Here is a 22,071-nt window from a genome sequence, read left to right as displayed (position 1 = left end):
GGGTATAAATTTAGGTAAGTTCCATGACTCAACTACAACCTCATATCCGGCTTAGCCGGCAGATGACACACGCCCATTACGCCCTGTTACCGGGCGATCCGCAACGCGTCGAACACGTTGCCCGCTTTCTGGATCAGGTGGAGGATTTTGGCCAAAATCGCGAATACCGGGCGCTGCGCGGTTGGTTTCGTGGCGTGGAAGTCCTGGTGATTTCCACCGGCATGGGTGGCCCTTCAACCGCCATCGCCGCCGAAGAACTACATCAGATCGGCGTAGACTGCCTGGTGCGTATTGGCAGCTGCGGCGCGATGCAAAGTTCAATGAAGCTGGGCGATCTGGTGATTGCCAGCGCGGCAGTGCGCGATGAAGGTACCGGCAATGCTTATATTCCCGCAGCCTACCCGGCCAGTGCCGACTGCGGCCTGGTTTATCTGCTGCGCCAGCAGGCACAAAAACTGGGATACAGTACACACTGTGGCTATGTGCGTAGCCATGACAGTTTCTACACGGATCGCGAACAGGAGATCACCGATTTTTGGTCGGCCAAAGGTATTCTCGCCGCCGATATGGAAACCGCCCCGCTGATGGTCGTTGGCGCACTGCGTAATATGCGCATTGCCTCTATCCTGAACGTGGTGGTGGAACACCAGGGCTGCCTGGAACAGAGCATCAACGACTATCAACAGCAGGAGCATTCCTGCCAACGTGGCGAGGAACGCGAAATCGTGCTCGCGCTCGAAACGCTGTATCAGGATCATCTTGAGAGGACGCAATAATGGATTTTTTCAGCATCAATAACGTCATGGTCAACATTCCTCTGGGCGAGGGTGGTTATGCCCTGTCATGGATCGAAGCCATAGGTACGGTGTTTGGCCTGCTGTGCATCTGGTTTGCCAGCAAAGAGAAGATTATCAACTACCTGTTTGGTTTGATTAACGTCACGCTGTTTGCCGCTATCTTCTTCCAGATCCAGCTGTACGCCAGCCTGCTGTTGCAGGTGTTTTTCTTCGTCGCCAACCTGTACGGCTGGTATGCCTGGAGCCGTCAGAACGAAAATAATGAAGCCGCACTGAAAATTCGCTGGTTGCCACGGCAAAAGGCCCTCACGCTGCTGGTAGTTTGCGTAGTGGCCATCGGCCTGATGTCGCTGTTTATCGATCCGGTATTCGCCGTGCTGACACGCATTGCCATCGGCATTATGCAGGGAATGGGGCTTTCAGTGGTGATGCCTGAACTGCAGCCAGACGCCTTCCCACTGTGGGATTCCACCATGCTGGTGCTGTCAATCGCCGCCATGGTGCTGATGACGCGCAAATACGTCGAGAACTGGCTGCTGTGGGTACTGATTGACGTGATCAGCGTAGTGATTTACGCCATTCAGGGAGTTTATGCCATGTCGTTGGAGTATATTTTACTGACGGTGATTGCGCTGATGGGATCGTTTGCCTGGATCAACAGTGCACGCCAAAATGGCTCAAAGCCGTTGCAACAAGAGACAGCACTCAAGGCAATGCCTTGAAAATGGCGGGCATCCCCCCCATGTAACCTGTGTTGTCTGCCATTTCGGTAGGTCTAGCGAAAGGAAATGAATATGTTAGAGAATTATTTTGGCTCTGGGATCGCTCCAACTGAAGAGCAAAAACGCAGATTACTGGCGGTGCAGGCAGCACTGGAACTGTTGAAGGCAACGCTGTCTGACACCAACGACGGCAACGGTGTCGAATACCAGCTGAAAACGGCAGAAAAGCACGTCAGCTCTCTGGCAGATGCCATCCAGGCTGCCGTAGAGAAGAAGTAACGTCCTTGCCTTGCTGGCCCCTGCACAATTCACGTTGTGCGGGGTTTTTTATTGGCTGCTCTCCTCAACAAAAAACCTCTTGCCTCCCCCGCTGTTTTTATCCGCAATTCATATTTGTGCCAGCACTCACATATTTAACCAGGGAATTTTTGATTCCCATTCACAACATATCCCCTCTTCCTATAGTGTGAAAATTAATCACCAAGAGGGCGATAACTAAAAATACACAACTTGGGTTTTCTTATCAGCATTAAATCATGTGCGGCGCAGGTTGCTCATTGGCACGCTATTTTCTGTTCATTATTAAATAAATTATATTCATTACCTCAAGCACAAGTCGTTAGAGAGATTAATGCATCCAACTCAACTCATTATTTTTTAAGTGAGTCGCTTTAGTTCGCCTCATATTTATAAAAAACAAGAAAATGACTTACCTTACACAGGATCATAATAATGAAAACAATACCTCTGGCATTACTCCTTCCTGCCCTGCTAGCCACCAGCGCCGCCGAGGCGGTGACGGTCTATAACAGTAAAGGAACACAACTGGATATTTATGGCCGTATCGAGGCACAAACCGGCAATGAATGGACAGATGAACACACCAATGCCACCAACCTGACCGGCCGTCTTGGCTTTGAAGCCAAACAAAAGCTCGATGAGCAATTCGGCCTGTTTGGCAAGTTGGAATGGCAGGTTAACACTCAGAAGAACGATACCGAGGTCGCCGAAGATAACTGGGATATTCGTTATGGTTATATCGGGATTGACGGTAAGGATCTGGGGAAATTGATGGTTGGGCGTACGCGCAACCCGATGTACCAGTGGATGGGCATCACCGATCGTTACATGAACTACACGGCTAACGTTTACTCCAACTGGGTTGGCACGCGTATCGACTCCTCCTATCAATGGAACCGTCAGGACGGCACATTACAATATGAATATACGAATGGCGGGCTGGACGTTCGCACCGCCTACGTGATGGGTAACGGTGCCAGCGACAGCACCGTTGACGATGGTTATATGGCCAGCCTCGGCTACGCTTTTGAATTCCCGGTGATGGGTACGCCACTAAAAATCAAACCGGTGATTGCCTGGCAGAAAATGACCAAAGATCCCAAAAATACCAGCCTAAGCGGCAACTACACCGATTACACCCAAAAAGGGGTTGGCATACGCCTCAGCTACGACAAGGCTTATCTTGGTCTCAACGTTGGCCGACAAACCTACGAGCAAACCGGCAAGCCAGACAAAGATTATGATGCCTTCGACTCGCTGGCCGAATATTGGTTTACCAGCAAAGTCGCGTTACGTGGCGGCTATTCTCAGTTGATTGAGTCTGAAAATGACTACGTCCATCGCAAACAGTGGATCTCCGAATTGGAATACCGACTGAAAAAAGATGTACATCTTTCTGCCACCTATATTTATGACGATCGGGAAAGCTACGATTCGGCAGAAAATCTGTGGGTACTTGGGTTACGTTACGAATTTTAATCACTGAACAAGGATGAAAATCATGAACAGCAAACTCAGTTTATTCGCCGTGTTAGCGTTGAGTGCCAGCCTCAGCCATGCGGCCTCCCTGCCAAAAGAGAGCGGTAGTTTCGATTTCACCGTGCCACAAACCGGCAAGAAGATGGAAGTCTTCAGCTACCAGCCTCCCGGAGCCAATGCCAACACCCCGGTGGTGTTTGTCCTGACCGGGCTGAACCGTAACGCCGCTGAGTACCGCGACTCATGGGTAGAAAATGCCAAGAAAAACAAACTTATCGTCATCGCTCCGCTGTTTTCCGAAGCCGATTATCCCGGTAACGACGGCTATAATCTGGGGAATATTGAGAATGCCAAAACCCACCTGGTCAATCCTAAAGGGGAATGGGCCTTCACGGTCATTGACGATCTGTTTGCCGATATGCAAAAACAGGGGATCACCAAACAACAAGACTATTATTTATTTGGCAACAGCGCTGGCTGCCAGTTTGTTCACCGGATGCAGACCTTTGTCCCTGAGGCCAATGTCAAAGCCGCCATTTGTGCAGCTGCGGGATGGTGGACCATGCCAGATGTGGAAAACCCATGGCCCTATGGGCTGGACAATGCGCCAGTGAAAGTGACGCAAAAACAGCTGGCCGACTATTTTGCCAAACCCGTGCTGATCACCGTCGGTGAAAAGGATAACGATCCGTATCACCCTTTGCTGCGCCGTTCTTATGAAGCCATGGCACAGGGGGATAGCCGGTTAACCCGTGCACAAAGCTATTTCCTGACGGCGCAGCAGAAAGCCAAACGCTATAAGGTCGACTTCAACTGGCGCTTTACGACCTTACCCGACGTAGGGCATAGCGGCTCGAAGATGTCTGCCTATGGCGCCGAGCAATTTGCCTGGTTTGAACAGCATGGCGAGTTCAAGGTACAACCGTAATTCGAGGGGAACGCGCTACTGCCAAAGCAAGCGGTAGCGCGGGTCAGAAGGGAATGAGAGATGACACACACTTCTGACAAGGGAATTTTTGATTCCCCTTTTTTCTCCCTTGGGTTTTGTTATTAATGAAGGAAGAAATTACGTAGAGGGGAAAACTGACATGAACAGAGCGGAATTCACTCAACGTATTGCTGACATTGATAATCTGACCGAAACGGATCGGCGTATCATCGACTATTTTGACAAACACTTTGAGTCCATTCCCTACAGCAAAGTGGTTGATGTTTGTCATGAAATCAACATCGCCAAGTCTACCTTGGGGCGATTTATGATGAAGCTCGGCTTCACCGGCTTTCGCGACTTCAAAGAGTCCACCATCGAGCCTGAGCAACGCAGAAACATCTCCCCCATAGAACGCTTCGACAACAGCAAAAACAGAAAAAACGGCATCGAATTCATTGAAAAACACTGCAGCGAGATCACCGATAATATCAACAATACGTTGAAAAACATCAATCGCCAGCATTTGGAGAAAACCATCGCGCTGATTTGCGATCCGGAAAAAAGGCTGTATGTGATTGGCAGCGCAACGGCACATGCCTTGGCCGAGTATTTTTATCTGCTTGGTCGCTATATCAAAAAAGACATTGTGCTGCTGGATGCCAATATTGCCAATTTACCGCATAAGTTAATCGACTCGAGAAAGGGCGATGTGCTACTGGCGATTTCTTATTATCGTTTTTCCAGCGTGACGACAAGGTTAATAAAATGGTTTTATCAAAATCGTGGCGATACCATCGTCATCACCGATAATGCCGTCAACCCGTTCAGCCACTTCGCCACGGCGATGTTGCTGATGGAGAGCCAGCATAGCGGGCTATTCAGCAGCCGTAGCGCTGGCTTCGTATTAATCGAGGCGCTGGTTAATTATATGGGCGAAGTGAAAAGCAACGAATTAAACGAGAACTTCAACGTCATGGAGTCGTTATTCGAGGCATTTAACGTTTTCAATAAATAACACCAACACCAGGCAGTATGAATATTCATTAACCATCTTTATAGCCCTGGTGCTTCAGGGCTAAGCATTGACTCACCAGAATGCCATGTAGCAATCCATCTCTGGCGTTTATTTAATGAAAAGAGGCTTTATCATGAGCAGTGAAAACAGCGCAATCTCTGTTTGCCCTGAGCAGCAAATTCTACGTACCTCACAGGGGAATTTATCTTTCCGCGCCTGCGGTGAGGGCGAAACCCTGATCTTTTTACACGGTATTCTGGGCAGCTCGAAGGCCTGGCCATTCCAGTTTGCCGCCTTTTCTCCCCACTACCGCGTCATGGCCTGGGATGCGCCCGGTTATGCCGACTCCGCGCTGGTGCCGGCCGATATCGACGCTTTTGTGCAGATGCTGCATGAGTGGGTGCAACACTGCGGGGCAGAGAAAATTTCCCTCGTCGGGCACTCAATGGGCGGTACCGTTGCCAGCCGCTACGCCGCCCGCTATCCCGAGCGGGTAAAAAACCTGGTGTTGTCCTGCACCCATCCTGGCTATGGCGCGCCAGAGTCGGCACCCAGCTCGGAAAAGCTGGAAAAGCGGCTGAAAGAGCTCGCCGAAATTGGCCGCGAAGCCTACGGCAGAAACCGCGCACGTGATCTGCTGCCGTTCCCAGATGTACCTGCGGCAGTGCTGGACTATGCGGCAGAAATTGCAGCAGGCACCAACCTGGAAGGCCTGAGGCGTGCCACTCGCATGTTGCAGCTAGCCGACAACCGCCCGCTACTGCCCCAGCTCAAGATGCCAACGCTGATCCTCACCGGTGAAAAAGACGCCGTGGTGCAACCACAGCTCAAGGCCGATCTGCTGGCGCTGGTGCCCTACACCCAACATATCGAGATGCCCGGGATGGGCCATGCGCCTTATTTCCAGGCTCCGGATTATTACAACACGCTATTGCATGAGTTTTTTGCCAAACACTCATAAGGGGACATGATGACTGGATTTATCATCGGGATGATCGTTACCGTATTGGCGGCCTGGTTTATTATCAAAAACTACCAGCCGCAAACCGTGTTACTGCTGGCGGGGCTGAGCCTGCTGCTGATCACGGCGGTGTTCTTTCCCGAGCAATCGATACTGTACGGCAAGGCCAAATCCATCGGCTGGGTTGGCGGGGATATTTTCGCCTTCGTGAAAGAGTCTTTGACCACCCAGGTGGCGGGCATCGGTTTGATCATTATGGCGGCGGGCGGTTTTGCCGATTATATGGATCACATCAAAGCGTCGAACTCGATGGTAAATCTGTGCATCAAACCCTTGCAGATGATCAAGGCTCCTTACCTGATCCTGGCGATCGGCTACATATTATCCCAGTTGCTGCACGTGGCGATTTCCAGCGCGGCCGGTCTGGCGATGCTGCTGCTGGTCACCTTCTTCCCGGTATTGGTACGGCTTGGAGTCAGTAAAGCCGCCGCCGCCTCGATGATCGGTATGTCGGCGTTTATGGATCTCGGTCCGGCAGTGGGCACCGCCAACCTGGCAGCCAAACATGCCGGTATGGAAACCGCAGTCTACTTTGCCCACTACCAACTGCCGGTCGCCACCGGCGTGATGCTGGCGGTAGCGGTACTGATCTTCTTCACCGCACGCTACTTTGACGCCAAAGACGGACATGTCGTCACCCAACAGCAGGTGGAACAGCCAACCAGCGAAGATACAGCCAAGGTACCGGCATTCTACGCTTTCCTGCCGGTGTTCCCGGTGATACTGGTGATCGTCTTCAGCCCGCTGGTGATCAGCAGCATCAAGATTGACGTGGTGACGGCGATGATTATCGGCACCCTGTTGGCATTTTTCTGCGAGTTGCTGGTACGGAGGGATTTCAAAACCGCCTGCAAGGGCATTCAGGTGTTCTTCAAAGGCATGGGCACCATGTTTACCAGCATCGTTTCCCTGCTGGTGTGTGCCGACGTTTTCGCCCAGGGCTTGCAGATCATCGGGGCCGTTGACTTCATTATCCACACCGTTCAGGCCGCGGGCTTCGGTTTTGGCAATATGACGATAGTGATGGCCCTGCTGGTCTGCGTGACCGCGGCGCTGACCGGCTCCGGCGTGGCTGCGTTCTTCTCCTTCTCCGGGCTGGCTCCAGGCATTGCCGCCAAATTTGGCGAAAGCGCCGTCAGCATGATCCTGCCAATGCAACTGATGGCCGGTATGGGAAGATCGATTTCCCCGGTGGCCGGGGTAATCATTGCCGTCAGCAAGGCCGGTGAATGCTCGCCGTTTATGATCGTCCGCCGGACGCTGATCCCCGCTGTAGGCGGGATGATCACCATGCTGGTGCTAAACGGCATCCTGAATTAACGTCGTGTTAAAACTCGGGGCAGGGAAATCTCTGCCCTATCATCAAACCCTCGCCAACTGCCCATTTCTTGACCATAAACCTGGTCTTTTCTGAAATGTTTCACCGCCTCTATATCGCCTGGTTATCCCCCTGTACACTGCCTGAAAATCGCCCTTAATCCGGGCAGGGATACCGTTTTATTAACAAGGAGTGTTGATATCATGTTCTCAAAGATCATGTTTATTCTGTTTTCCGCCACCGTGGTATTGGTGCTGATTAACTGGGAACGCCTGTGGGACTATATCCGCCCAATGGTGTGAGGTAGCGTAATCCTGCCCCTGACATAATTCACTGGGCTTTATCGATGGTGCAGTTCCATTGCTGGTTCACCACGCTCTGATTAGCGACGATCTGTAACGACAGTGCAGCATCCTGGGTATGAGTGATGCTGTATTCAAGCACCACATCGTCCAGATTACTGGCGGTCCGCTCAACCCTGAACAAAGCCGAGCCTTGCTCAATGTTCAGCAAGCTGGCCAGTTTGGCATCGCAGATCATCGGTAAATAACGTTCCGTTGCCTTGGTTGGTGAATAACCGAACGTTTCTCGTAGCTGTTCATACAGCGGGCTGCTTCCGTCAACATGACTCAGATCGTTATACACCCGTCCATTCAAGTGGGTGATCGAATGGCCCACCACTTTCTCCCCCTGCATGAACAACCGCTCAAGACGCATCAGTTGGTGGCCTAAATCCAGATGCATCCGTTCAGCCACCTCTTGATCGGCCATGGTCGATAACAGGGAAAGGATCTCTACTTCAACCGGCATAGCCGAATTAAAGCTCAGCAGGACATCTGGCAGATCGGTGTAGTGTTTATGCAACGCATCACGATTGATGAAGGTCCCTTTGCCCTGCTCCCGATGCACCATGCCAACACTGGCCAGTGAATCGATCGCTTGCTTGATGGTCCCGCGGGCGACCTTAAACTCATCGGCAAGCAGTAACTCGCCGGGGAGTTTATCGTCATAGGTAAAGGTGATGATCCGTTGCAGGATAATGCCTTTTATCCTGAGATACAGTGGCAGTCCATCCGACTCAAACATACTGATGCTCCGCTCAGAGGTAGTGTATTTGGCTCCTGTAAGCGTCAAGTATATCCTGATTTATCTGCTGATTGCCGTCTATGTTTGCGCTTGCCAGGATCGGTGGCGTGCGCTGTTTCTGTTGCATCAGTTCACAGATCCGCAGTACCAGACTGTTAGCAATAGTCGCCCCCATAATGGTCGAGAGCGGTGCCGCCTTCTGGGCCAATCCCGGCAGGCTGACGGCGGCATCACCATACTCGCATTGGTTATCAATGGTGATATCGGCGATATCCACCAACAGCTTGCCGCTGGAGTGTCGGGATGTCACCCTGGCCGCGGTGGCCAGACTGGTGATGGCAATCACCTTCGCGCCAACCTTCAGAGCGGCCAGCGCGACATCGATGGTAATGGCGTTGCGGCCAGAAACCGAGTGGATCAGCAGCGTATCCCCCGCTTGCAGCGGTGATTGCTCGATCAACACCCGTCCCAGGCCTTCAACGTTTTCCACCGCGCTGGTCAGCGTCAATGGCCGGACATTGAGCATCAGTGCAGGGGTAAATAAAGGATTAACGATAGCCAAGCCACCGGCCCGGTAGCTCATCTCCTCGGCCAGAATGCCGGCATGGCTGGCACCGAAAACGAACAGATCCCTCTCGGCCAGCACCGTGTCCGCCATCATCTGCGCCGCACGGTTTATCGTGTCTGGCTGCGATTCCAACTGGGCCAGCTTCTGCCGGATTTGCTCATAATACTGGGTCAACGCTTTACTCATAGCCTTCCCTCTCAACATCAGAATGTTAGCAGCCTGGTTAAAGCCGCGATCAGCGGTGCCAGCACAAACATATCGCTGTCACCGGCCCACAGAGCGGTGTCGGGAATGGTGTCGTTGATAAAATAGCTGACACAGAAATATTGCCCCCAGGCCACCACGGTCGAGGTAATAAATCCGGCCAACAGCGCCCCCTTATAGCCGCCGGTGATATTGCCAAATACCCCTGCCGTACCGGCATGGAAGAAAATCACGATCATGCTGGGGATAAACACGTAGCCGGTATAGCGGCCGATCAGGGTGAGCCACAACAGCGAGCCGATAAAGGCACCGACAAAGCCTAACACCACCGCATTGGGGGCAAAGTTGAACAGGATTGGGCAGTCGAGTGCAGGTTTGGCTCCGGGCACCAGGCGTGAACCGATACCGTTAAACGCTGGCACCATTTCACCGATGAACATCCGCACGCCGAGCAACACCACGGCAATACCACCGGTAAACATCAGTGACTGTTTCAGCGCATAGATGTAGAAACTCAGGTCGCCAGACTGCGCCAGGATTTCAGCCGCTTTTGGCGTACCTTTGATTTGCAGAATAAAGGTCCCAATAAAGAACAGCAGCGACATGGTCAATGCGGTCACCACGTTAGAATCCCGCAGAAATCCCAGTTTTTTCGGTACTTTGATATCTTCAGAGCTGATTTTGTTGGCCGCGAAAACCTGGCCAAACAACGCCCCTAGCAAAGCCACAGAGGCAGAGGTGTGCCCCAATGCCACGTTGTCGTTGCCGGTGATCTTGCGCACCCAGGGTTGTACCAGCGCTGGCTGCAACGTCCAGTAAAGCCCCATGATCGCCGTCAGCATCAACGTCAGTTGCAGGCCGGAAATGGCCGGATTACTGTTGACCATCACCCCGGCAAAAATCATCGTGGTCCAGAACATCATGTGGCCAGTCAGATAGATATATTTAAAGCGGGTCAGCCGAGCCAGCAGCAGGTTAAGCGCAAACCCGCCAGCAATGGCGATAGTTACGCTGCTGCCATAGCGTTCGGAGAAATGTACCTGGCCGATAATATTCGTCAGATTCATCGAACTCAGGCCAAACACTTCCGTCCAAATGGGCTGGAAGATGAGCAAGGCCGAGACGATAATCCCCGCCCCTGCCCCGATAATCAGAAACCCCAAAATGCCTTTCAAGGTACCAGAAACTATATCCGCCAGCGGTTTACCTTGTAACACCAAGCCCAGCAGCACAATCAGGCCGATTAAAATAGACGCTTCCCCAAAAATATTGACCGTGATCCAGCGCAATACCCCCAGAAATTCGCTCATGGCTATTCCCCCTGCTTAATAATGCCGGCCTGTTCCAGCGCCAGGGCGATCTCTTTGCTGTCGATGTAGTTATTGACGACCGACACCGGGCAAGAGAGATGCTGCAGGTTATCCACCAGCTCGGCATTGGTGATCACCAGATCGGCACTGGCCGAGGCCGCCGAAGAGACATCCATATGTTCCACCGAAGCCTGGATCCCATGCTGTTTTAATACCGCTTCCACGTTCATTTTTAATATCAGGCTCGATCCCATACCTAAACCGCATACCGTCAGAATTTTCATTAGTATTCGCTCCGAGTTGAACCTTCAAAATCGCTACCCTGGGGATGTCAAGTGACAGTTGAACCGTGAGGAGAGTTACCCCGCGCCGGCTATCAGTTGATAAAGCTGCTCAGGGTCGCGGGAATTCATTAGGGTATGCAGGTTATTTTCGTCTGCCAGCAGGGTGACGATATGCTGGATCAGTTGAATATGCCGCTCGCTGCTGGTAGCTGACAGCCCCAGCAAAACCTGTACCGGATCGTTTTCTGTGTGGCCAAACGCTACCGGTTCACGCAGCCGCACCAGACTCAACTGCGCTTTAATCGCCCCTTGCTCTGGACGGGCATGCGGCATGGCCAATCCAGGGGCAATCACAAAATAAGGACCAAACTCCTGGTAGCTGGCCACCATTGCCTCAACATATTCCGGGCGGCAAGCACCAGACTGGCAAAGCGCCTGACCCGCTGCCTGAATCGCGTCTGTGGCAGTACTGGCCGGGTTATCAATAAGTATTGCCTGGCGAACGATCATCAGTGCCTCCTGCAGCTAAATGGTGACGGATGGAAGCCAGAGTTGTCTGCAAGGCGTGCTGTACCAAAGCCAGCCCTTTTTCCTCGCTGGCGCAGCCTGGATCGCCTAGTACCGCATAATCGGAAAACTCCGTCCAGTGCACGGGCTGATAGCGGAAATTCTCTGGAAATTCTGGGTAGTGCGAACGTGCCAGCGTCATCTCGACGTGTTCGGGGGCCAATGCCAGCATCAACGAGGTTTCAATCTCGTCTGCATGCATATAGCCGGGATAGGCAACCGCAGAAGTTCTTAACCGCTGGGCGCAGCTGTCCATCCCGGCCCAGCTATAGCTGAGCAACGTGATACCCTCCTCCTTCAACTGCCTGGCGGCGGCCTTGATGGCATCAAAATTGCCGTAGTGCGCATTGATTACCGCAGTGGTGGTAATCGCGTAACCGGCCATATTGCGTGCTAGCGAGAGCAATAATTGCGTCAACAGATCGTTACCAATATCGATCGCTCCTGCGTGCCCACGCAGTGACCACACCTGGCTGTAGGACACCACCGGCAGGCTTAGCACTGCCTCCCCCAGTTGCTCATCCAGCAAGGCGCAAAATCGCTCAGCCAATAAATTATCGGTATCCAACGGCAGGTGGCCGCCATGAGGCTCCACTGCACCTAGCGGCAACAATGCTATCTGTGCTTTCGCCAACGCCTGCCTGGCCTGCTGCTCGTTCAACTCATGCAGTTTCATGAGGCCTCCTTAGCCAAAAGCAAAGTAGCGTGCCGGATTTTCTACGAAGAAATCATGCAGCAATGCTTCGCCATCAAACCCTGCCTCTTGGGCCTCCTCGATAAATCTTGGCCGCCAGTCGGCCAGAATAAACTTCAGCCCCAGACCGCCTTTACCGTAGTGGGCACTCATGGATTTACGGGCGAAATCACCGCCGATGAGAATTTGTTTCTGGTAGCCACGTTGGCACAGCGCCAAGATGGCCTGGGTGCGGATATGTTCTGGGTAATATTTTATCCGGCTCATACCGTCAAAAGAGAGAAATGCCCCGGTGTTGGCAATCTGACGGTGGAGCCACGGATCGGGGTTACGATCCATATGAGCGAAGCACAGGCGGGACAAATCCAGCCCCAAACCTTGAAATATCTGCGCCTGCTCTAATCCCATAGTGCCCATTTCCGTATGGCTATGCATCGGGGCTCCAGTACAAAGCTGTGCCCTTACGATGACTTCCATGGTTTTCCGTTCCAGCGGGGAGATGGTGTTATAGCCGGTGCCGCATTTCACCACGCCAGCGCGATAATCGCTGCCTTCGATACCTTCAGTGACTTCACGGCTAACGTGTTCAACCAGTTCATCAATCGAAGCCCCTTCGATCCATTCTGCAAAGCTTTGCGTCGATCCAGGCCGCTTGCTGCTCCACAGGAACCCTTTGTTAAACCCGGCGGTGGCAATGATATGCACCTGCTGCCGCTTGGCCATTTCGGCTACGGCAACCACCTGACGGCCATAATCGGGAGCCGTGGCGTCATAAATGGCATTGCCGCCGGCCTGATGGAAATCTGCCAGTTCTTGCTCTGAAGCCTGCGGATCATCCAGTAATAGATCGTCATCCCCACGCTCTGCCCAGTAGGGAGGAATACAGTAAATATGATCGTGGCTGTAGGTTACGCCGAGCTGGCTGGCGGCAATATCACCATTTAACGTGCGGATGGATCCCATGAGAACGGCTCCCTGGAACGGAAAAGAAGGTAGCTTCAACATAGGCCAGGATCACTTGATCAGTCAAGTGATCAAGTTCGCAAATTAACCAATCTGCTAGCGAACCACTTGCCTGATAAACAATAATGGCCACGCCATAGCGCCGCTATACATGCCAAAGAAAAATGACAGCCACAGCAACACTATCGTCATGCGTTCAAAGCTCGGTGCCTGGGTCAGCCATTCCAACGCCGGGTAAGTGGTCAGTAACGCCAACATTGCGATGGTCATTAATACCGCTCTGCGGCCAATGCAGTCGGAAATGGCCCCGCCGATCGGTAACCAGAAGTTGAAAGTCGAATCAGGCTTTACGCCTTTTTTCTATCGCCCACTTTAATAACGCCGCGGTACGATAAAAACCATGGGCAAACTTGCCGTAAGGCAGGGTTAAAAACAGCGCCATCACGGCCCCCAGATGCACCGCCAGTAATGCCCCCATCAGCGAAGTATCACGGCCAACCAGCAAGGCGATACCGGTAATACTCACCAACAGCAATAACAGGATAAAACCCCGGTCCATCGGCTTTTGTGCCGCATCACCGTGGGCCGGGTTGCGGCGCAAGTTAAGCCACAGCAGGCCTGCCGGGCCAATAATCAGCCCTATGCCCCCCAGCGTGCCCAAGATCACCGGTAAACTCAGCAAGTCATATGGCGCTTCTTGCCCCAGCAAAAAGTGATAGCCGGTGGCCACTATGGTTGAGGCAAAGCACAGCATAAAGCCGTAAAACGTGAAGTGATGAAAACGGCGCCGCCGCAGGGTGAAGGCGTCGTCCTCATCGTTACAGCCCTCGCCGTGTCCGCCGTCCAGATAGGTTAGCGTCAGCACATTACGGGTGGTTTCTGCCAGCGCAGGCAGGCTGCCCGCCACCGATGAGATCTCCCGCCAGAACTTTCGGGTGCTGAACAGTAACGAACACAGCGAAAATACAAACACGCTGCCAAACATCCCCGCCAGCAAGTTATGGGGGAATATCTGATAAAAATCACCGGCCAGCGGTTGATGGAGCAGGCTGCCGTTAAGTGCCATCACCAACAGCAGAAACAGCCCGATGCCAAAAGCCAATGCCAGCACCACCGCCATTCCCGCCCGCTTGTACAACATGCCAAAGCTGGCTGGCCAGGCGTATTCCTGATAGGTCTCGACGCGTACCTTAGCCATCGCCTGCGGCACATTAACGCCAAACTCATGCGGTGGCGCATACTGGCAGGCGTGCAGACAGGCACCGCAGTTATGGCACAGGTTGGCCAGATAGTTGATATCTGCCTTGCCAAACGTCAGCCGGTAGGTCATGGCGGGGAAGACGGCACAAAAGCCCTCACAGTAGCGGCAGGCGTTGCAGATTTGCATCACCCGCTCGACCTCCTGCTCGTTGTCGGTCAGGGATTGCGCCTCGCGGATTAACGACTCAAGCTGTTTCATAATTAGCCTCTCGCTGTGCGGCCAGTGCCGATTGATGACCGGCGATACGGCCAAAGACGGTGCCAATAGACATTCCCACACCAGCGGTGTAGCCCTTACCCAGCACGTTGCCGGCCATCATTTCTCCGGCCACAAACAGGTTGCGGCTAGGTTGGCCGTTAAAATGCACGGCGGCATGTTCATTCACTTTCAGCCCCAAATAGGTAAAGGTGATGCCGGGTCGTAAGGCGTAACCAAAGAAAGGTGGCGTGTCGATGGGCAAAGCCCAATGCGTTTTCGCCGGAGTAAGGCCTTCGGTACGGCAATCGTCCAACAGGGTATGATTGAACGTACCTGGCTGACATGCGCGGTTATAGGTTTCGATGGTTTTTACAAACTGGGCGGGATCCAGCTCTAATTGCATGGCAAGATCGTGCAGGTTATCGGCTTTCACACCTGGGAAGACCGGTGGCATAAAGCGCCCGATGGCTTTGCTATCAATGATGGAATAGCCGATTTGGCCGGGCTGCTGCGCAACCAGACGGCCCCAGATCGCATAGCGTTTAGGCCAGAAATCTTCCCCTTCATCATAAAAACGCTGCGCCTGACGATTGAGCATGATCCCCAGCGAAACACAGTCGACGCGGGTGCAAATCCCGCCGTCATACAACGGGGCGCGAGCATCAATAGCCACGCAGTGAGATTGGGAAGGGTCACCAATCACATCGGCCCCCGCCTCCATCATAAACTTGAGCAACACCCCTTGATTAAAACGGGTACCACGGATCAGAAAGTTATCTGCTGGCCATTCACCTGCGTCATTCTTCCCCCAGGCCTCACGCAGCCACTCGCGGTTGGATTCAAACCCACCCGCGGCTAGCACACAGGCGCGGGCTTCAATTCGTTGGTCGCCAATCCGCACCGCAACAAATTGCCCATCTTGTAACTCGATGGCATCAACCGGGCTGAGATAGCGGATCACTACGCCCATTTTTTCAGCACTGCGGTAGTAAGCGTTCACCAATGCCTTGCCCCCGCCCATAAAGAAGGCATTGGTACGGGCCACATGCAAGGCGCCGGACAGTGGCGGCTGAAAGTGGACGCCGTGCTTTTTCATCCAGCCCCGGCAAGTCGATGACGCCCGGATCACCATTCTGGCCAGCGGTTCGTTGGTCAGCCCACCGGTGACCTTCAGCAGGTCTTGCCAGTACTCTTCTTCGGGATAGCTGCCCACCAACACATCCTGAGGCGCATCGTGCATGCAGCGTAAATTACGGGTATGTTGAGAATTACCACCGCGCCACTCCTTGGGAGCCGCCTCCAACAGCAATACTGAGGCCCCACTTTCCCGCGCGGTCAGGGCGGCACACAGCGCCGCATTGCCCCCGCCAATGACCACAACATCAAACATAGTCACACTCTCGGTGTTATCCTTTTGTGACTAAAATGTAACCTTTGGTATAAAGGCCAGCTAGCGGGCAATGCTTAACGGGGGTTTAGGGATGGTAAAGGGTCGCGCCTGGCCAGTTGCCCTGCGTTACCAGTTGACGGATCACGCTTTGCAGCACCACCCTGGCGGCCAGGCCTACCGGCGAGAGTTCATCATCGGAAAGGCTGACCAGGAAATTGGGGCGGCTTAATACCGGGTTATCAATTTCGATCACTTTCAGGCTGTCATCCAGAATGCGGGAGATGGCCGCACCGGGCTGAATGGTAGCTCCCAGCCCCTGGCGAACGGCGTCCATCAAAATCGCCAGCCCGTCGATCTCCGCCACAACGGTTAATTCCAACTGCTGGCGGGCAAAGCTGGTATTGAGCAACGCCCGCAGGCCATGAGTCTGACTGGGTAAAATCAACGGCAGCGAACAAAAGGCTTCGGGCGTAATAGGCTCATCCTGAAAACGTCCGACAATCTCTTGGGTGCCAATCAAGAACAACCGCTCTTCCAACACTGGGATCGCGCTCCAGGTCTGCAGCTTTTTATGTTGGAATACCACCGCCAAATCCAACTGGCGGACCTTGATCATCGACGCCAGATTTCCGGACAGGCTTTCTACCACATGCAGGCGGATATCGGCATAGCGCTCACGCATTGCCAGAATAAACGGCAGACCGAGTACTGAGGCAGTACTTGGGGCCATTCCTACGCTGACGTGCCCAGATAAGCGGGCCTGCTTGGCGGCCCGCACGGCGTCATCGGCATGGCGCAGGGCCAATTGAGCCTGAGAAAAAAAGGCCAGACCGGCGTCGGTGGCAACAATCCCACGCGAGGTACGTTGCAATAGGCGGATAGCCAGCTCGCTTTCGAGCCGACTTATCTGCTGGCTCAAGGCCGAGACACCAATATTCAAGTCAAGCGCGGCCTGGCCCATGCTACCTAATTCAACGGTGCGAACAAAATAACGTAACTGTCTCAGTTCCACCCTTCTCTCCCATTAACCCCCAGCGTTACCCTATACTTATCATGGAAAAGCTAACAGAGAAGAGCAAAGTCTGGCGTAGCGGTAAATTTTATCATCGCACAAACAAGAAATAGCAGGCCAGCCTGGCTGACCTGCTTAGGCTTAGCGGGAACGCAGATCCAGCGCCACGTCGACGATCATATCTTCCTGGCCACCCACCATGGCAGCGACCAACATTCTGGTCACCATGAATCTGGTAGGAATGGGGCTAGGCTTGTCTATTGTGCCGCGCTATGTCAGCCATTTTCAGTCCTCTAACGTAGTCTTCCGCCCACTACCGACCAGTGCACCACAGATTGAATTATTGATGGCCTGGCACAGAGAGAACAGCAGCCCGGCACTGGCACAGATGATTGACCTGGTGGAAGAACAACCAGAGGTTTAGCCGCATCCAGACCTTTTTTGCAGTCTCAGAACCCACCACTTGGGCGGGTCCTTGAGAGATTGCTAGGCGATAGCTTCGCGCTTTTCCTTGCGCACCACGTTGACCCGCCAGATGCCAAAGCACACCAGCACCAGCGCCACGGCATAACGCCATTCCATGATGCTTTCCTGTAAGAAAATGGCCGACAGCACCGCGCCGGAAACCGGGATCAGGAAGTTGAACGGTGCAATCATGCCCACGCGGTTATATTTCAGCAGCAGGCTCCAGAGCGCAAAAGCGACCGAGGACAGCAGCGCAAGGTAGCTCAGGATCGCCACCGATGCCCAACCGTGGAACTCTAACCGGCCCCCCGCCAAATATCCCCCTACTGTCAGCATCACGCCGCCGATGGCCAGTTGCCAACCGGTCATGATGGTCGGATCGACGGTCTGCGAAATGCGTTTGCCATACAGCGTAGCGGCCGAAAGGATAAACGCAGCGATCACCACAAAACCGTCCCCCAGCCAGCTAAAGCTGAAGTCCATCAGTTGACTGTTGAAGTTCACCACCATCACCCCGGCAAAACCCACCACGCAGCCGACGATTTTATTCATGCTAAGGCGATCGTTTTTATAAATAAAATGCGCCAGCAACACGCTAAAGAAGGTGCCGGTCGCGTTCATGATCGATCCTTTTACCCCGGTGGTGTAGGCCAGACCAATATAGAAGAAGACATATTGCAGCGCCGTTTGCGTGCTCCCTAGCACCACCAACTGTGAATACTGGCGCCGTGACAAACGGCCGATGGGTTTACCCTGCAAGATGGCAAACAGCAGCAATAAGGCCCCGGCAATCACAAAGCGGTAACCGGCAAAGACGATCTTGCCGGGGAGATCGTCGGTGGCGATCTGGAAAATTTCATAACCGTTTTTAATCGCCGGGTAGGCACTGCCCCACAGCAAACAGCAGAAAGCCGCACACAGCCAAACGAACTTCGGCTGGGTAAACAACGACAGGTTAGTCTTCACGCCCCTTTCCTTTCAAAAAATTAAAATCCCGTTTCATAAATACGTATTATCCGTAAAAACAAAAAAATAGCCCGTTGTTTAATCAATAATTTGGCTGAACCCTTCGCCGTCATAACGCGTTATGATAGGGCCGGAAAATCAACACTCAGGAGAACATGACGTGTCTACCGCAACCTTTAGCCGTTTAACTTCCCTTCTTGACCAACAGCAGGCGCGCTATCGCGTAGTTGATCATCCCAAGGCAGGGAAATCCGAAGAAGTCGCCAAGATACGCGGCACCCAGTTAGGTCAAGGGGCGAAAGCGTTGGTGTGTCACGTTAAGGGGAACGGCATCAAGCAGCACGTGCTGGCCATCCTGCCCGCCGACCAACAGGCCGATCTCGGCGCGTTGGCACAGGGTGTTGGCGGTACTCGCGCCTCACTGGCCAGCCCGGTTGAAGTCGACCAACTGACCGACTGCGTCTTTGGCGCGATCCCGCCATTCAGCTTCCACCCGGACTTGCTGCTGGTGGCCGACCCGCTGCTGTTTGAGCGCTTTGACGAGCTGGCCTTTAATGCTGGTACGCTGGAGCGTTCGCTGATCCTTAACACAGGGGATTATCAGCGCATTGCTCAGCCCAAGCTGGTGAAGTTTATCCGCGTGGAATGATCTCCGGCCCCCTCACCCCAACCCTCTCCCCCAGGAGAGGGAGCTGATCGGCGTCGTGATCAGGCTGTGCTGCTTCGGGAAGTAATGCGTAAGAAGAATGGCAATCGTCCCCTAATCCAATGTGGATCACCGGATTTTCAGACTCACTCGATCGGTCCCCTCTCCCTGTGGGAGAGGGTTAGGGTGAGGGGCAATCACTCAATTTTATTGATTATTTAACAACAGCTTAGCCATATTAATGGCCTCAATCAGCTGTGGCCGGTTAACTCGTGGCGACTGGCTGTCCAACAGGCGTTGCCACAAGCTTATCGCCTTGGCATATTCCGTATGTAAAAAGGCATCGGCAGCCAGCAACATCAGCGCCGAGACCTCATCCTTATCCAGTGCCAAGGCCTTTGCTATATTGCTCTCCACCTGCGGGGTAATACGCTGCCCTGCCTGGTAATAAAGCACCGTTGCCAACGCCGAGTACAGTTCGGCATTCGCCCCCCGCAGAGACAACGCTCTCTGATAGGCCGCCTGCGCATCGGCAAAATTATCGTTAAACAGATAATACTCCCCCAATTGCGCCCACAACACGCTGTCTTGCGGTGACTGGTCGATCTGTTGTTGTAACTGCTGAAACTCGCTTTCTGCCTGCTCTTGAGGCGTGAGCGGTTGGACAGGCAAGCTACGCTTATGCTGTTCGGCCAACACAGTCTCCGGGCGGCCGCTGGCCACATACCAACACGCGGTGAGGCCAAGCACCAGCACGATAAACAACAGAGGGTAACAACGCGATTTCATTCCGCTTTCCTCCGCCGCCATAACACCAGCCCGATCGCCCCTAACATCAGCGGTGGCAGCCCCCAAAGTAACAACGTAGAGGCCTCAAATGCGGGTTGATAGCGGACAAAGTTGCCGTAGCGTGCCGTCATGAAATTCATGATTTCCGCCTGCGTTTTGCCTTGTTCGGTCATGGCAAACACCTCATGGCGCATGGCGACCGCCGCAGGGGCATTGGACTCCAGCAGGCTCTGATTCTGGCACTGCGGGCAACGGATCTGGCCTGCCACTGCCAACGCTCTCTCCTGCATTTCCGGCGAGGTAAATACCCAGGTATCGACGATCTGGGCCGCCAGCGGCAACGTGATGCTTCCCCACAACAGCAGAGCGGTTAACCAGCGCATGCTCGCCTCCTTTGCCAACCGGTGGCCAATACGCCAATCATCATCAGCGCCCCTCCCCACCAGATCCAACGGATGCCGGTCTGCACATAAAAGCGCATGGCATAACGCTGATCGCCACTTTTTTCGCCCATCACCACGTACCAGTCATGGAAAGCGTTCCAGTCTATGCCGGGCTCAAACATCTGTTGGCGGCGGGCGGTATAAAACCGCCTTTCAGGCGTCAACTGGGCCACGGGCTTGCCTTGCCGGGTAACCTCAATCACCGCCTGCTCACTGGTGAAATTAGCCTGAGCCTGTAGATCTACCGAGCGCAGCGTAAATTGGTATCCCGCCAGGCTGACCGTCTCGCCCACGGTGACGTTCAGGCTGATTTCATGGCGTTGCAGCGCCGAACTGGCGATGCCTAATGCCGTCAGCAGCACTCCGGCGTGAGCGATCCACTGGCCATAGCGCCGCCGCCTAAACCCGCCGTAGCACATCAACACCAACCCCAACAGCCCAAACGGCAGCAGCACCAGATTGAAATAAGGCGCGCCGACCGAGATCTGCCCCCATCCCATCATCCGATAGAGCATCGGGTACAAAGTGCCCACCAGCACGATCAGGGCGGCGGAGCTGAGAAGCAACAACGCGCCGAGCAATGCAGGTTTCACCGGGGACGTAACGGCTTTCCCCCGGTTGGCGCGTAAGGCATAGATTAAAAATGACGACCCGCTAAGAAAGGCAAACAGGATAAACAGCGGCAAGGCGCGCTGCTCATCCAGCGCAAAGGCGTGTACTGAAACCAGAATGCCAGAACGCACAATCAGGGTGCCCAACAGGCTGAGAACAAAGGTGCCCAACGTCAGCAATAGCGACCAATGCCGCAACCCACCGGTACGCTGGCCGACCGCCAAACTGTGTAACAAAGCGGTCGCGGTCAGCCAAGGGAGCAGCGAAGCATTTTCCACCGGATCCCAGAACCACCAGCCGCCCCAGCCCAACTCGCTGTATGCCCACCAGGACCCCAAAATGATCCCGGCAGTGAGGAAACACCAGGCCGGTTTGGCCCAACGCAGGCACTGCCCGGCAATCTCGGCGCTAAACTCCCCTCGCAGCAAGGCGGCCAGCATCAGAGCACTGCAGGTGGCAAACCCGGCATAGCCCAAATAGAGCAGCGGAGGGTGCAGGATCAGGCCGATATGTTGCAGCATCGGGTTCAAATCGCGCCCCTGTACCGCCGCAGGGAAGAGCCGAACGAAAGGATCGGAGAAGAACAGGATGAAAAGCAGAAAACAGCCGACGATCAGCGCCAGAATGGCCAACGTGAGCGGCTGTAGTGAGCGTACCGATTTGGGGCTGAACAAGGCAAAGCAGGCAGACCAACCGGCCAGGCACAGCAGCCAGAGCAGCAGCGAGCCTTCATGCCCACCCCACAGCGCCCCGGCCTTCATCAGCGGTGGCAACTGGCTGTGACCATGTTGTGCTACGTACATTACCGAGAAGTCATTACTCAAAAACAGCTGGAGCAGAATGGCGAAAGACAGTGCGATTAACACAAAAATGCTCAGGCTCCAGCCACGCGCTGGCAACAGCCCACCCCAACGGCGATCCTTCAACGTCAACAGCGTAATGCCAGCCAGCAGCAGCGACGCCGTGCAGGCCAGCAATAACGCAATAAATCCCAGCTCGGGTAACCACAACACATCTACCGCCTTATTCT

General features: G+C 53.8%; 25 protein-coding genes and 1 pseudogene. 10 read left to right on the top strand and 16 right to left on the bottom strand.

Annotation, left to right across the window (positions count from 1 at the left end; all coding sequences use genetic code 11):
- Window positions 1-23: 23 nt before the first annotated feature.
- The 8 genes from ACMV5I_RS16775 to dcuC all read left to right on the top strand — a co-directional run bounded on the left by ACMV5I_RS16775 (window position 24) and on the right by dcuC (window position 7,585).
- Window positions 24-776, top strand: a complete 753-nt coding sequence (locus ACMV5I_RS16775) for a nucleoside phosphorylase (protein WP_021805343.1) — start codon at window positions 24-26, stop codon at window positions 774-776.
- Window positions 776-1,519, top strand: a complete 744-nt coding sequence (gene pnuC / locus ACMV5I_RS16770; RefSeq protein WP_202809674.1) for a nicotinamide riboside transporter PnuC — start codon at window positions 776-778, stop codon at window positions 1,517-1,519. Before ACMV5I_RS16775 ends, pnuC begins: the two co-directional genes overlap by 1 nt.
- A 72-nt stretch (window positions 1,520-1,591) precedes the next feature.
- Window positions 1,592-1,798, top strand: coding sequence for a hypothetical protein (locus ACMV5I_RS16765; RefSeq protein ID WP_021180021.1), 207 nt, complete (start codon window positions 1,592-1,594; stop codon window positions 1,796-1,798).
- Between the two features lie 453 nt (window positions 1,799-2,251).
- Window positions 2,252-3,298: a porin gene (locus tag ACMV5I_RS16760; protein ID WP_414824872.1), complete on the top strand. Its 1,047-nt coding sequence runs from the start codon at window positions 2,252-2,254 to the stop codon at window positions 3,296-3,298.
- A 22-nt stretch (window positions 3,299-3,320) separates the two neighbouring features.
- Window positions 3,321-4,226: a hypothetical protein gene (locus ACMV5I_RS16755; protein WP_414824871.1), complete on the top strand. Its 906-nt coding sequence runs from the start codon at window positions 3,321-3,323 to the stop codon at window positions 4,224-4,226.
- 160 nt (window positions 4,227-4,386) lie between these two features.
- Entirely contained in the window at window positions 4,387-5,244 is an 858-nt protein-coding gene (locus ACMV5I_RS16750; protein ID WP_414824870.1) for a MurR/RpiR family transcriptional regulator, read from the top strand.
- A gap of 133 nt (window positions 5,245-5,377) precedes the next feature.
- Window positions 5,378-6,205, top strand: coding sequence for an alpha/beta fold hydrolase (locus tag ACMV5I_RS16745; protein ID WP_414824869.1), 828 nt, complete (start codon window positions 5,378-5,380; stop codon window positions 6,203-6,205).
- A 9-nt stretch (window positions 6,206-6,214) separates the two neighbouring features.
- Entirely contained in the window at window positions 6,215-7,585 is a 1,371-nt protein-coding gene (dcuC, locus tag ACMV5I_RS16740; protein ID WP_414824868.1) for a C4-dicarboxylate transporter DcuC, read from the top strand.
- Between the two features lie 328 nt (window positions 7,586-7,913).
- Here the strand turns inward: dcuC and ACMV5I_RS16735 are convergent, their stop codons facing one another.
- The 12 genes and pseudogenes from ACMV5I_RS16735 to ACMV5I_RS16680 all read right to left on the bottom strand — a co-directional run bounded on the left by ACMV5I_RS16735 (window position 7,914) and on the right by ACMV5I_RS16680 (window position 17,321).
- On the bottom strand, window positions 7,914-8,669 hold the full coding sequence (locus ACMV5I_RS16735) for a GntR family transcriptional regulator (protein WP_414824867.1): 756 nt from the start codon (window positions 8,667-8,669) through the stop codon (window positions 7,914-7,916).
- A gap of 13 nt (window positions 8,670-8,682) precedes the next feature.
- Window positions 8,683-9,423, bottom strand: a complete 741-nt coding sequence (locus ACMV5I_RS16730) for a sugar isomerase domain-containing protein (protein WP_024484935.1) — start codon at window positions 9,421-9,423, stop codon at window positions 8,683-8,685.
- A gap of 17 nt (window positions 9,424-9,440) precedes the next feature.
- Window positions 9,441-10,751 carry a PTS ascorbate transporter subunit IIC gene (locus tag ACMV5I_RS16725; RefSeq protein WP_414824866.1) on the bottom strand — a complete coding sequence of 437 codons (1,311 nt, stop codon included), beginning with the start codon at window positions 10,749-10,751 and terminating at the stop codon, window positions 9,441-9,443.
- A gap of 2 nt (window positions 10,752-10,753) precedes the next feature.
- Window positions 10,754-11,035 (bottom strand): PTS sugar transporter subunit IIB, encoded by a 282-nt coding sequence (locus ACMV5I_RS16720; protein WP_024484933.1) that lies wholly within the window; start codon window positions 11,033-11,035, stop codon window positions 10,754-10,756.
- Between the two features lie 75 nt (window positions 11,036-11,110).
- A complete protein-coding gene (locus tag ACMV5I_RS16715) occupies window positions 11,111-11,545 on the bottom strand; it encodes a PTS sugar transporter subunit IIA (RefSeq protein ID WP_202670880.1) in 435 nt (144 codons plus the stop codon).
- The gene (locus ACMV5I_RS16710; RefSeq protein WP_414824865.1) at window positions 11,517-12,278 is read right to left on the bottom strand and encodes a creatininase family protein; all 762 of its coding nucleotides are present in this window, start codon (window positions 12,276-12,278) and stop codon (window positions 11,517-11,519) included. The genes ACMV5I_RS16715 and ACMV5I_RS16710 overlap by 29 nt, the downstream gene beginning before the upstream one ends.
- Window positions 12,279-12,287: 9 nt before the next feature.
- Window positions 12,288-13,259, bottom strand: coding sequence for a phosphotriesterase (locus ACMV5I_RS16705; RefSeq protein ID WP_121606168.1), 972 nt, complete (start codon window positions 13,257-13,259; stop codon window positions 12,288-12,290).
- A gap of 105 nt (window positions 13,260-13,364) precedes the next feature.
- Window positions 13,365-13,583: pseudogene (locus tag ACMV5I_RS16700) on the bottom strand (citrate-proton symporter); the annotation flags it as partial.
- 16 nt (window positions 13,584-13,599) lie between these two features.
- Window positions 13,600-14,718: a tricarballylate utilization 4Fe-4S protein TcuB gene (gene tcuB, locus ACMV5I_RS16695; RefSeq protein ID WP_121606167.1), complete on the bottom strand. Its 1,119-nt coding sequence runs from the start codon at window positions 14,716-14,718 to the stop codon at window positions 13,600-13,602.
- Window positions 14,705-16,108 carry an FAD-dependent tricarballylate dehydrogenase TcuA gene (tcuA, locus tag ACMV5I_RS16690; RefSeq protein WP_202809716.1) on the bottom strand — a complete coding sequence of 468 codons (1,404 nt, stop codon included), beginning with the start codon at window positions 16,106-16,108 and terminating at the stop codon, window positions 14,705-14,707. Before tcuA ends, tcuB begins: the two co-directional genes overlap by 14 nt.
- A gap of 85 nt (window positions 16,109-16,193) precedes the next feature.
- Entirely contained in the window at window positions 16,194-17,120 is a 927-nt protein-coding gene (locus tag ACMV5I_RS16685; protein ID WP_024484926.1) for a LysR family transcriptional regulator, read from the bottom strand.
- Window positions 17,121-17,261: 141 nt separating this feature from the next.
- Window positions 17,262-17,321, bottom strand: a complete 60-nt coding sequence (locus ACMV5I_RS16680) for a hypothetical protein (protein WP_414824882.1) — start codon at window positions 17,319-17,321, stop codon at window positions 17,262-17,264.
- On the opposite strand from ACMV5I_RS16680, the gene ACMV5I_RS16675 reads away from it, so the two are divergent.
- A complete protein-coding gene (locus ACMV5I_RS16675; protein WP_414824864.1) occupies window positions 17,320-17,544 on the top strand; it encodes a LysR substrate-binding domain-containing protein in 225 nt (74 codons plus the stop codon). The two genes, ACMV5I_RS16680 and ACMV5I_RS16675, sit on opposite strands and share 2 nt — an antisense overlap.
- Window positions 17,545-17,606: 62 nt before the next feature.
- Here ACMV5I_RS16675 and ACMV5I_RS16670 read toward each other — a convergent pair whose 3' ends face one another.
- Entirely contained in the window at window positions 17,607-18,551 is a 945-nt protein-coding gene (locus ACMV5I_RS16670) for a DMT family transporter (RefSeq protein WP_414824863.1), read from the bottom strand.
- A 160-nt stretch (window positions 18,552-18,711) separates the two neighbouring features.
- On the opposite strand from ACMV5I_RS16670, the gene ACMV5I_RS16665 reads away from it, so the two are divergent.
- Window positions 18,712-19,200, top strand: coding sequence for a YbaK/prolyl-tRNA synthetase associated domain-containing protein (locus ACMV5I_RS16665; protein ID WP_024484914.1), 489 nt, complete (start codon window positions 18,712-18,714; stop codon window positions 19,198-19,200).
- A 204-nt stretch (window positions 19,201-19,404) separates the two neighbouring features.
- On the opposite strand, the gene ACMV5I_RS16660 is transcribed toward ACMV5I_RS16665, so the two are convergent.
- From ACMV5I_RS16660 to ACMV5I_RS16650, 3 genes are read right to left on the bottom strand one after another with little or no spacing between them, the layout of a single operon-like run.
- On the bottom strand, window positions 19,405-19,986 hold the full coding sequence (locus ACMV5I_RS16660; protein ID WP_414824862.1) for a heme lyase NrfEFG subunit NrfG: 582 nt from the start codon (window positions 19,984-19,986) through the stop codon (window positions 19,405-19,407).
- Window positions 19,983-20,369, bottom strand: coding sequence for a cytochrome c-type biogenesis protein CcmH (locus ACMV5I_RS16655; RefSeq protein WP_284121079.1), 387 nt, complete (start codon window positions 20,367-20,369; stop codon window positions 19,983-19,985). Before ACMV5I_RS16655 ends, ACMV5I_RS16660 begins: the two co-directional genes overlap by 4 nt.
- Window positions 20,357-22,054: a heme lyase CcmF/NrfE family subunit gene (locus ACMV5I_RS16650; protein WP_414824861.1), complete on the bottom strand. Its 1,698-nt coding sequence runs from the start codon at window positions 22,052-22,054 to the stop codon at window positions 20,357-20,359. The genes ACMV5I_RS16655 and ACMV5I_RS16650 overlap by 13 nt, the downstream gene beginning before the upstream one ends.
- Window positions 22,055-22,071 lie beyond the last annotated feature (17 nt).

Origin of the sequence: Serratia sp. T13T92 (assembly GCF_047530105.1) — a bacterium.
In the GTDB taxonomy this organism is placed as follows: Bacteria; Pseudomonadota; Gammaproteobacteria; order Enterobacterales; family Enterobacteriaceae; genus Chania; species Chania fonticola.
The sequence above is the reverse complement of the archived record's forward strand: the minus strand, read 5'-3'. Positions and strand labels throughout refer to the sequence as shown.

Coding starts and splice junctions, on each gene's coding strand:
- ACMV5I_RS16775 (WP_021805343.1), top strand. CDS start 24: ATGACTCAACTACAACCTCATATCCGGCTTAGCCGGCAGATGACACAC.
- pnuC (WP_202809674.1), top strand. CDS start 776: ATGGATTTTTTCAGCATCAATAACGTCATGGTCAACATTCCTCTGGGC.
- ACMV5I_RS16765 (WP_021180021.1), top strand. CDS start 1,592: ATGTTAGAGAATTATTTTGGCTCTGGGATCGCTCCAACTGAAGAGCAA.
- ACMV5I_RS16760 (WP_414824872.1), top strand. CDS start 2,252: ATGAAAACAATACCTCTGGCATTACTCCTTCCTGCCCTGCTAGCCACC.
- ACMV5I_RS16755 (WP_414824871.1), top strand. CDS start 3,321: ATGAACAGCAAACTCAGTTTATTCGCCGTGTTAGCGTTGAGTGCCAGC.
- ACMV5I_RS16750 (WP_414824870.1), top strand. CDS start 4,387: ATGAACAGAGCGGAATTCACTCAACGTATTGCTGACATTGATAATCTG.
- ACMV5I_RS16745 (WP_414824869.1), top strand. CDS start 5,378: ATGAGCAGTGAAAACAGCGCAATCTCTGTTTGCCCTGAGCAGCAAATT.
- dcuC (WP_414824868.1), top strand. CDS start 6,215: ATGACTGGATTTATCATCGGGATGATCGTTACCGTATTGGCGGCCTGG.
- ACMV5I_RS16735 (WP_414824867.1), bottom strand. CDS start 8,669: ATGTTTGAGTCGGATGGACTGCCACTGTATCTCAGGATAAAAGGCATT.
- ACMV5I_RS16730 (WP_024484935.1), bottom strand. CDS start 9,423: ATGAGTAAAGCGTTGACCCAGTATTATGAGCAAATCCGGCAGAAGCTG.
- ACMV5I_RS16725 (WP_414824866.1), bottom strand. CDS start 10,751: ATGAGCGAATTTCTGGGGGTATTGCGCTGGATCACGGTCAATATTTTT.
- ACMV5I_RS16720 (WP_024484933.1), bottom strand. CDS start 11,035: ATGAAAATTCTGACGGTATGCGGTTTAGGTATGGGATCGAGCCTGATA.
- ACMV5I_RS16715 (WP_202670880.1), bottom strand. CDS start 11,545: ATGATCGTTCGCCAGGCAATACTTATTGATAACCCGGCCAGTACTGCC.
- ACMV5I_RS16710 (WP_414824865.1), bottom strand. CDS start 12,278: ATGAAACTGCATGAGTTGAACGAGCAGCAGGCCAGGCAGGCGTTGGCG.
- ACMV5I_RS16705 (WP_121606168.1), bottom strand. CDS start 13,259: ATGGGATCCATCCGCACGTTAAATGGTGATATTGCCGCCAGCCAGCTC.
- tcuB (WP_121606167.1), bottom strand. CDS start 14,718: ATGAAACAGCTTGAGTCGTTAATCCGCGAGGCGCAATCCCTGACCGAC.
- tcuA (WP_202809716.1), bottom strand. CDS start 16,108: ATGTTTGATGTTGTGGTCATTGGCGGGGGCAATGCGGCGCTGTGTGCC.
- ACMV5I_RS16675 (WP_414824864.1), top strand. CDS start 17,320: ATGGCAGCGACCAACATTCTGGTCACCATGAATCTGGTAGGAATGGGG.
- ACMV5I_RS16660 (WP_414824862.1), bottom strand. CDS start 19,986: ATGAAATCGCGTTGTTACCCTCTGTTGTTTATCGTGCTGGTGCTTGGC.
- ACMV5I_RS16655 (WP_284121079.1), bottom strand. CDS start 20,369: ATGCGCTGGTTAACCGCTCTGCTGTTGTGGGGAAGCATCACGTTGCCG.